General features: G+C 65.1%; 1 pseudogene. It reads right to left on the minus strand.

Annotated elements, in window-relative coordinates:
• Nucleotides 1-249 (minus strand): annotated as a pseudogene (locus K7G61_RS36200) (1,4-beta-xylanase); the annotation flags it as partial.

Raw genomic sequence — 249 nt, forward strand, 5'->3', positions numbered from 1 at the left:
AGCTGGCTGAGCAGGAGACGGTTGGCCAGGTCCAGTTGCCGTTGGTCATGATGGTGACGCCGAAGTTGTTGCCGCTGCCGTTGGGCGTGGCGACCATGACCTGGCTGCTGGGCCAGGTGGCGTTGACGTTCCAGGTGGCGCTGATCTTCTCGGGCGAGGGGACGTTCATGGTGACGGTCCAGTTGCTGGAGCCGCTGACCGAGACGTTGAGGTTGTAGCGGTCGCTCCACTGCTGGCCCGCGGACAGGG

Source organism: Streptomyces sp. HPF1205 (assembly GCF_020400825.1).
In the GTDB taxonomy this organism is placed as follows: Bacteria; Actinomycetota; Actinomycetes; order Streptomycetales; family Streptomycetaceae; genus Actinacidiphila.